Origin of the sequence: Finegoldia magna (genome assembly GCF_018371055.1) — a bacterium.
Classification (GTDB): domain Bacteria; phylum Bacillota; class Clostridia; order Tissierellales; family Peptoniphilaceae; genus Finegoldia; species Finegoldia magna_I.
Window position 1 is genome coordinate 1 of the sequence record NZ_JAGYZD010000051.1, and the last position, 9,037, is coordinate 9,037.

The 9,037-nt window shown below is 33.3% G+C and carries 8 protein-coding genes; all 8 read right to left on the bottom strand.

The features are described 5' to 3' along the window. Positions 1 to 1,605: MobQ family relaxase (mobQ, locus tag KHW44_RS03540; protein WP_304066038.1), on the bottom strand; the 1,605-nt coding region annotated here is incomplete at its 3' end. A 314-nt stretch (positions 1,606 to 1,919) separates the two neighbouring features. Continuing rightward, entirely contained in the window at positions 1,920 to 2,294 is a 375-nt protein-coding gene (locus KHW44_RS03545) for a hypothetical protein (protein WP_002416385.1), read from the bottom strand. Positions 2,295 to 2,380: 86 nt separating this feature from the next. Then, positions 2,381 to 2,797, bottom strand: a complete 417-nt coding sequence (locus KHW44_RS03550; RefSeq protein WP_002416386.1) for a sigma-70 family RNA polymerase sigma factor — start codon at positions 2,795 to 2,797, stop codon at positions 2,381 to 2,383. 286 nt (positions 2,798 to 3,083) lie between these two features. After that, positions 3,084 to 3,317 (bottom strand): hypothetical protein, encoded by a 234-nt coding sequence (locus tag KHW44_RS03555; protein WP_002416388.1) that lies wholly within the window; start codon positions 3,315 to 3,317, stop codon positions 3,084 to 3,086. Between the two features lie 12 nt (positions 3,318 to 3,329). Beyond that, positions 3,330 to 5,351: a ferrous iron transport protein B gene (feoB, locus tag KHW44_RS03560; protein ID WP_019117881.1), complete on the bottom strand. Its 2,022-nt coding sequence runs from the start codon at positions 5,349 to 5,351 to the stop codon at positions 3,330 to 3,332. A 3-nt stretch (positions 5,352 to 5,354) separates the two neighbouring features. Then, positions 5,355 to 5,579, bottom strand: a complete 225-nt coding sequence (locus tag KHW44_RS03565) for a ferrous iron transport protein A (RefSeq protein ID WP_304066048.1) — start codon at positions 5,577 to 5,579, stop codon at positions 5,355 to 5,357. Next, positions 5,566 to 7,314 carry an ABC transporter ATP-binding protein gene (locus KHW44_RS03570; RefSeq protein ID WP_002416392.1) on the bottom strand — a complete coding sequence of 583 codons (1,749 nt, stop codon included), beginning with the start codon at positions 7,312 to 7,314 and terminating at the stop codon, positions 5,566 to 5,568. The genes KHW44_RS03565 and KHW44_RS03570 overlap by 14 nt, the downstream gene beginning before the upstream one ends. Further along, positions 7,307 to 9,037: ABC transporter ATP-binding protein (locus tag KHW44_RS03575; RefSeq protein WP_304066052.1), on the bottom strand; the 1,731-nt coding region annotated here is incomplete at its 5' end. The genes KHW44_RS03575 and KHW44_RS03570, both read right to left, overlap by 8 nt.

The window sequence follows — 9,037 nt, forward strand, 5'->3', positions numbered from 1 at the left end:
TTGTCTTTTTTTATTAAAACTATCACTATCTTGCTTATACTCTTTTATCTTTTCTATGATACTTTCTTTTTCTCCTCTCTTGATTGCCTTGTCAATTTCAATACTTAGGTCTATGCCATAATCGTCATTGACTGTCTTGACTGCATACTTGATATGGTTGATACTTTCGTACTCTTCTTTGATTGATTGTGATTGTCTGTTGAGTCTCGATATTTCATCTTCAAGGGTTTGGATTTCTTTTTTCCAGTCTTTAGACTTAATCGCCGATGAGCCTGTTATCTTTTCAAGAATTGCCCTTGCTCTTTTATATTTATCTATCTCATCTTTATGGGAATTGTAAAAGCTGTCTTTGAATAGGGATTTACTGTTCCATTCCTCAAAGACTTTTTTGTTATCCTTGATGATGTCCGCATAGGCAAAGCATTTATTTAAGTTTTCTATTCTTGTGGTTTTCGCCTTAATGTCTTGACTAATTTTCTTATTTTGGGATTGTAATGTGCTTATCTTTTCTTGTAGGTCGGCTATGGTTTTAAGATTGTTGCCTTTCAGATATATTCTTGCTTTGGAAAATCGTCTTAGGTCTGCACCTATCTTTTTGTTGCTTGCATAGGGATTTAACTTTCTTGCTTTTTCTCCCTGTAAGTCATAATAAATACTGATGTACTCATAGAGATTAAAGAGTTCCGCCTTGTTCTCATATTCTTCTTTTTTCTCCTGTTTGTATTCATCATATTTTACTTGCAGACTTCCAAGTAACGAGCCTATCCAAGACGTAAGTTTGGATAGCTCCTCTTTTAATTTTCTAAATTCTAAATTCAAGGCGATGATTTTTCTGTTTTGGTTTCCTCTCTCTGTCTGTATGCCTTTTTTCTCCATCTGATAACTGCTTGTGCCTAAATGAATTTGCGGGAGTTCTTCTCTGCCTTGTTCTTTAAAGGTGCGTGGATCTATCCTTTTATTTATGTTGTTTCTTGCCAAGTATTCGTTTGCTTTCTTTGAAAAGTTTTCTCTCCACTCTTTTGCTTTGTCAGGTTCATTCCAATCGTTCAAATTTACTTTTCTTGATTTATAGTTTCCACTTTTCAGTTTTATCTTTTCTCCGTTTTCATCAAGGATATATTCTTTTCTGCATTTCGGTTTCCAATTCCCTTTTTTGTCTATTTCTCTAAGGGTAAGTAGGATATGGGCGTGTGGTTGTTCTTCATGATCGCTTGCCATAGGATTATGAATATTACAGTCTGCTATCATACCTTTAGAAGTAAAGTTTTCTTCTATAAATTCGCTGATTAACTTTATTCTGTCCTGTTCATTTAATTCTCTTGGAAGTGTAAAGAGCAGATTTCTTGCAAGTTGTGAATTTTTACTTTTTTCGATTTTCTCAACTTCATTCCATAGGTATTCTCTGTTTGAAAACTCTTTCGGGATATGTTCCGGCAGAAATATTTTTGAGAATACAAGGTCTTCTTTTTTAGAATAGTCATGTGTTTTTCCATAGTATTCATCTTGTAATTTATCTCTTGCATTGTATGCAGCTTTTGCAATCACGCTATGCCCTTTTGACCTTGCCACAATATCTACATGGGTATGCAAACTTTTGATTTCCATTGTCTTTTCCTCCTTTATCTGTTTTCAATTTTGGGATTTTACTATCCTAATGTTCAGGTCGTATCTTCGCTCCCTTTTTCAAAGGGCGCAAAGATACACCGTTTGACTACGGTGCTTTGCGTTCCTGCGGAAAGCTTATAGCTCCGCTAAGGAAACGAAAACGCTAAAGCATTTTTATTTGTTCAAGGGGGCTACTCCCCCTTAGACCCCTGTGAACTTTGTTTTTTGTAGATTTTTCAAATCCACAAAAAAGCAAAGTGTTAAAATGTTCTCACTTTGCTCCATCTCAGTTTCTAATACATTTTCTGTTTTCCTTATTCTTCCTCTGTCAGTTCTTCAAAATCATCATTTGCATTTTCCTCTTTAAGATTTGGATTTTCTTCTAAAGAGATTTCTTTTTCTTTTAAATGAATTTCTGTAAGTTCTTTTAGCTTTTCTCTATTTCGATTATCGGAAAGTACATAATCTAAAAAGGCATAGATTAAATCATTGTCGGTACTTTCTTCTGCTCCGGTTATCTGTTTTTCAAATTTCTCAAACACGCCTCCTTTTTCTACTTTTCGTTTCGTGTCCGCCTTTCTTTTTAGCTGTGATTTCTTTTGTCTTAGTTGCTTAATTTTGTTTTCTACCTGTTCTTTTTTCTTAGTTTCTTTTTCCAACTGGCTCATTACATTTTCTAACTCTTTCATTTTTCATTCCTCCATTTCAATATTGTTGTGTTCCAAACAAAGAAAGGCTAAGCACCTTTCTTTGATACTTAACCTTTCATCATTTTTTAGATTTTATCTTCTAAAATCTTTCTTAGTTTTTCTAAAATTTGATCCCTCCTTTGTCCGATTGCCTGATGTGTAACTTTCTCTTTTCTGCTGATTGACCTAAGACTTTCTTCTCTGTAGAAGATGGCTTCCATTAACTCTCTTTCTTCTTTTGTCAGTGTAGCTAATGCCTTATGCAGTTCTTCAATTTGCATTTTGACTTCTACAATTTTTTCTAAGTCTATTTTTTCATCTATGATGTTATCTACAAAGTGTCCATCATGATCTAATGATGAAAATGGAATAACTCCATACTTGCAATCCTTTTTCTGAAGATATTTTTCATGCTCTGTTATCTTCCAATAGGCTTTGTAGACTTCTTCACTTATGGGTATAGCTTCCCCTTTGACATAAAGGTAATATTCCTTATTAGGCATTGTGTTATCCTCCTTTTTAAGTTCTCTGTTTTGCTTTTTGAGAATAAAAAAGGAGGACTTCTACACTTTGACGTAAAAAGTCCTCTCGGCTTAAAAACTAATATTTTATATGATTTTCTATTTTGTTGTTTCTGGTAAAGTGTTATTGCTACGTGTAAGCAATTCCAAGCATAAAAAATGATAAATATATCTTATGTGAATAACAAAATTTAGTGTTTTCATTATTTATCCCTCCATTGCTTAGCTACATTTTAACCTCCATTCTTTGATTCTGTACTTAACCAAACTACTCTTTTACAATCCAAATATCATCTTGATTAACAACACAATTCGAGCATCCCGAACATTGACTTTGGCATTTACTTGTTGCAGACCTTTTAGTTTTTACCAAATATCCATTATTTTCGAGATATTCAATTTTCATTTTTACACTATCTAAATCCTCACCTGTCAGTTCAGCAAGTTCTTGCAAAGTGCAAGTCTTTTTCTTTTTCAATACTTCTAATAGTTGTATAAGCATACTTATCACACCTTAAAAAATCAGTAGTCCAATATGATATGCAACACAAGATATAATTAGAGCCGATAATATATAATACAGTGCTATTTTTATCGTCCATTTTTTTGAATGTGTTTCTTGTGCGGTAGCTGCAAGAGCCATCAAACAAGGCATATTGAAGAAAAAGGCAAAAGTAAATGCTAAGGCTTCCGGCTTTGAAATCATTGTCAACATATTATTGCTTAGAATAGCGGTATCTACTGTCCCTTTAACCTCAACTGCATGCCATATTCCTGAAGAAGTAAATAATGATGCCATTACTCCTAATGCCGATTCTTTTCCCATTGCAGAAGCAACAAAAGCCATAAATAATTGCCATGGTAACCCAAACAATTTTGTTACAGGCTCTATAAATGTTCCTACTTTATAAATAAGGCTGTTAGCTATATTTCCATCAGGCGTATAGGCAAGAATCCAAAATATAACAGAAATAAGGATAATGATACTCAATGCCCTTTTCAGTACATTTCCCATCCTATTCATTACAGAAGAAAGTAAATTTTTCCAATGTGGCTTGTGATATGGTGGAAGTTCCATAATCATTCCAAAATGTTCACTTCCCTCATAAAGCGATTTTCTGAAAATCCTATATGTGATTAGTAAATGTAGAAAAGCAACTGCAAATAGGCTTAATATCACAAATACTGCCTGTTTTCCGAAGAATGTTCCTGTAACAAGCCCGACTACTCCCCATGTTGACCCGCAAGGGACTACCCAAGATAATGCAATCGTCATAACCCTCTGTCCCCATGAATCAATTACTCTCGTTCCTGTGATTCCACCTATATTACAGCCGAAACTTAACAAGAACGGCATAATTGCTTTTCCTTGCAATCCTAATTTCGACATAGTGTTGTCAAAGACATAGGAAACTCTTGCCATATATCCTACATCTTCCAAGAATCCAAATACTAAGCTAATTCCCAATACATAACTTGCCATTTGCAATGCAAAAGTAATTGCAGTCATTACGGCTCCACACAAAAGTGAAATCAGCCAATTTGATACTCCAATGGCGACAAGCCCCTTTGCCAACAATGTTGATATTTTAGGTATAACAAACCCAAATAACCCCATTAGCGGAAATCCGATGAGCATAGAAGCAACTAATCCTAAAATGATAACTCCGATAGCCATAGGTTTTCCGAAAGCTTTACTTGTGGCTATACGATCAAATTTGCTTCTCTTAAATACTCTCTTTTTCTGAATAACATTTGCATTGATAAGTTTATCTATCCATTCAAATTTACAATTACCGGTTATTAAATTGCCATTTTTTATGCTTTTTAATACGTTCTCTATTTCTTCAAATTCGACTTTTTCAACATTATCTTTTACTAACGCAATTACTTTTGCATCCTGATCTAATAATTTTCCGATAATCCACGACTTTGAAAATACACCTATACCTTTATCAGGGATATGTTTTTTTAATAGCTTATAGTTATCTCCAACAATATTTTCATATGCCCTTTCTAAATTTTCGTCAGATAAAATTTTTCCTCTATCTGAATGCTCCAGAAAAGCATAAAACTCTTTGTATTCCTTTTTATCTGCCGCAACGATAGGAATGACAGGTATATTCAAGGATTTTTGTAACCCCTTTATATTTATATTTTTCCCTTGACTTGTAGCAACATCCATCATGTTCATGATTAAGACAACCGGAATATTTATTCCAATGTAGTCAGAGAGCATAAATAGACTTCGATTTAATTGTGAAGCATCTGCCATAATAGCAATTAGGTCTGCGTTCCCGGTTTCTATATATTCTCTTGTTATAACTTCTTCCTCTGAATTTGCTGATAATCCGTAAGTTCCTGGTAAATCCACAATCGTATAATTGGTATCTTTATACGAAAATTCGCCTTCTTTTTTCTCAACGGTTTTACCCGGCCAATTTCCAACATGTTGATTTGAGCCTGTCAACCCATTAAACAAAGTCGATTTTCCAGAATTAGGCTGCCCCAGCAAAGCAATCGTTATTTTCTTCATATCTCAAAGTACCTCCATCATTATTTTCTCTGCCTCTATCTTATTGACAGCTATCATCGTATCTCTACAATAAATGAGAATAGGTTGCTTTTTATAATTCTGGAAAACTTCAACATCGCTTCCGACAGTTATTCCGATAGATATTATTCTGCTTTGAAAATGTGTATCACCAATAATTTCAACAACTTTACCTTTTGTCTTTTCTTTCAAAGTACTAAGCCTCTCCATAACTATTCTCCTTTATCATCCACTTTTTCGCTCTTTCCTGTGTATTTACCATTTCATAGTAATGTCCTTTTTTTCCATAAAGTTCATTATGATTTCCTTGTTCTTCAATTCTTCCGTTATTTATCAAAATAATTTGATTAGCGTTTTTAATGGTATTCAATCTGTGAGCAATAACAAAAACTGTCTTTCCTTGCATTAAATGCTCCAAAGCATTATTGATTTTAGCTTCATTATCAGGATCAAGAGAAGCTGTAGATTCATCCAACAAAAGAATTGGTGCATCCTTCAGAATCGCTCTTGCAATAGCAATCCTTTGTCGTTCACCGCCGGATAATGTACTTCCTCCATCTTTTATTTCCGTTTCATATCCATCCTTCATTTTCAAAATAAATTCATGGCAACAAGCTAATTTTGCAGCTTGATAAACTTCTTCCTTTGTTGCATTAGGTTTTCCAACCCTGATATTGTTATAAACAGTATCGGTTAACAGTACATTATCTTGAAAAACCTGACTAACATATTTAAGCAACACATCAGGTTTTATGGATTTTATATTTTTTCCACCAATTATAATTTCTCCACTATTTACATCCCAAAATCTTGCAATCAAATTAGCGATTGTAGTTTTTCCTCCACCGGAAGGACCAATTAAAGCTGTAGAAGTTCCTTCTTTTGCTTCAAAAGAAATATTGTTCAGAATCGTTTTATTTCTATCATAAGAAAAATTTACATTCTTAAATTGAATATCAAAATTTTCTAATTCAACTTCATTTTCAGAATAAGGCAATGGCTTCGTTTCATAAGCTTTCTCAAGATTACTTGCAGCTAATTTCAAATCTTTCAATAGTCCATAGGAATGTTGAAAGGCAATAAGAAGTGCAGATAATGCTAAACTCATAAGCATAAAAGCCACAAACTGTTCAGTTCTAACACTACCATTTATAAGCAAATATCCTCCTATAAGAAGAACTATCGGAAGCAAAAAGTTAACTGTGATAAAGTACATACTTGTAGGTAACGCCATTTTCTTTTCTGCGTTTACGCTTGTCTTTCTAACATTTTCAAGTGTATTTATCATTCTTTCAAAATGTTCACTTGTCATATTAGCTGACTTAAACGCTTTCATACCTTGAATGTACTCTAAAATAATAGAAATCATCTTAGAATTTAAATTTCTTTTTCTTGCCCCGTATTTTTCTATCAATTTGTTGCCCCATATCAACATAGGATATGCGATAAGCAATACTAAACACTCTAATAATGCGAGCTTCCAATCGATAAAAAATGTGCCTAATAAAATCAATATTGCTGTAACTGCCGTTTTAATAACCGATGGTAAAGTGTGCGTTATGATCAGTTCAAAACTACTCAAATCCTTTGTAAGAGTTGATAATAGATAACCACTACTATTTTTTTGGAAATGACCAAGGCTCAAACTCCTATAATGATTTGCTAAATCCAAACGCATATCTCCACACATTTCAGCTCCTCTTGAAAAGCTCAAATAGTATGCATGCCTATAAATCAGTATCCTTGCAATCATACTGATGAAACATATTACCGTATATTCTATGATTAAGGTTTTAGTTAATGTATTTTGCAATATATTAACAACGGTAAAATAGAGCATTAAATACAAAACAATGCTTCCTATCGAATCAATAACCATTAGAAAAATCGGTAAATACAATTTTTCTTTTTTATCTTTCAGAAGTGTTCTAATAATCTTAAGCATTTGCACTTACCCCCTCTCCAAAGTAATCTTTTGTGTATGTGTTCCACATACTTTCATAGACCCCTTTTCTTTCTAAAAGAGTTTTATGTGTTCCAACCTCTACGACTTCCCCTTCATCAAATACAACAATTTGATCTGCATTCTTAATAGTATGCAAACGATGAGCAATCATAATGATTGTTTTATTTTTCAACAAGTTTTGAAGTGCTAACTGTATCTGGTACTCATTTTCTATATCTGAATAGGAAGTTGCTTCATCAAAAATAATAATTGGAGAATCTTTGAGTATTGCTCTAGCGATTGAGATTCTTTGTTGCTGTCCACCTGACAATTTCACCCCTTGATCCCCGATTCTTGTCTGATATCCATTCGGTAAACTCATAATAAAGTCATGAATTTGTGCTGCTTTTGCAGCCTCAATAATCTTATTTTCATCTGTATCTGTTCCCATACGAATATTCTCATAGAGAGTGTCCTCCAAAAGAAATACATCTTGAAAAACAAATGATGTAATGTCCATCAAATTATCTATTTTTAATTCATTGATCGGTATGTCGTTAATTTTAATTGCTCCACTTGTTACATCCCAGTACCTCCCAATCAATTGTGCAGCAGTTGTCTTGCCTGCACCGGAAGGTCCCACAAAAGCATTTATTGTATTCGGTTTTAAGGATAAATTTATATGTTGTAATGCTTTATTTTTTGTTTCTTCATCGTCATAGCTGAAAGTAACGTCTTTAAAATCTATTTTCATACACTCATTCTTGTTTATGATTTTTGTTCCGTCTTTCAATTCATCCATATCCATTATTTTTTTTATGTTATCCAATCCGCTTCCAAGCTCCATAGATTGCATAAAGATTGTTACCATATTTAAGAACGAAACAAAAAAGCACATTGTAAGCATAATAAATAGCAAATAGGATGTTGCTGATAAAGAATTTCTCAAAAAGAAATATCCTCCGAACGGCAATGTAAATAAGATTGCTGAATCCAAAACCACTAAGGTTATTGATAAAGGATAGCAAGAGCTCATACACATCTTTTTCCAACAAGTAATATACGCATTCAATGAGCTTCTATATTGTTCAAATTTTTCTGCTGTTAAATGATACATTTTTATTACAGGCATAGCCTTTATAAATTCGTTTGCCGAAGCATTTAAATCAGCAATATCTTCGGATAGCTCCGTTGACATATCCGGATAATTTTTCATTAGCATCATAGGAATTCCTAATCCCAAAATCATAGGAATAAGCATAACAAGTGCCATCATCCAATTTAATTTCAACATGAAAATGAACATAATAACCGGAACAACTGCTGCCTGAGCTAATTCCAAAGTGCTATGAGCCAAAAAATTTTCAACTCTATCTACATCATCAAACAACAATGTTTTAATTTCTCCGGGGGCATGCTCTTGAAAGAATCCCAAATTAAATTTTGAAATATGATTTACAACTTTCAGCTTAATTCTGTGTATTGTGTTAAAAGCTGCTGTATGAGATAAAATGCCCGCAAAGGACATTAGTATTGCTTGCAAAACAGCACTTATAATTCCTATACCTGCCCACATTAAAATTTCTGTATACGAAATATTCTTCTGGAATATCATTAGTAATATCTTATAAACTACAAAATAAGGAACTAATGATAAAGCCGCAGAAATGACAGATAAAAACATTCCTAAATGTAGCTTTTTTCTCTCATCTTTTGCTAATTG

Bases quoted from the DNA above. Each gene is read 5' to 3' on its own strand.
- feoB (WP_019117881.1), bottom strand. From the start codon at position 5,351: ATGAAGAAAATAACGATTGCTTTGCTGGGGCAGCCTAATTCTGGAAAA.
- KHW44_RS03545 (WP_002416385.1), bottom strand. From the start codon at position 2,294: ATGAAAGAGTTAGAAAATGTAATGAGCCAGTTGGAAAAAGAAACTAAG.
- KHW44_RS03565 (WP_304066048.1), bottom strand. From the start codon at position 5,579: ATGGAGAGGCTTAGTACTTTGAAAGAAAAGACAAAAGGTAAAGTTGTT.
- KHW44_RS03570 (WP_002416392.1), bottom strand. From the start codon at position 7,314: ATGCTTAAGATTATTAGAACACTTCTGAAAGATAAAAAAGAAAAATTG.
- KHW44_RS03550 (WP_002416386.1), bottom strand. From the start codon at position 2,797: ATGCCTAATAAGGAATATTACCTTTATGTCAAAGGGGAAGCTATACCC.
- KHW44_RS03555 (WP_002416388.1), bottom strand. From the start codon at position 3,317: ATGCTTATACAACTATTAGAAGTATTGAAAAAGAAAAAGACTTGCACT.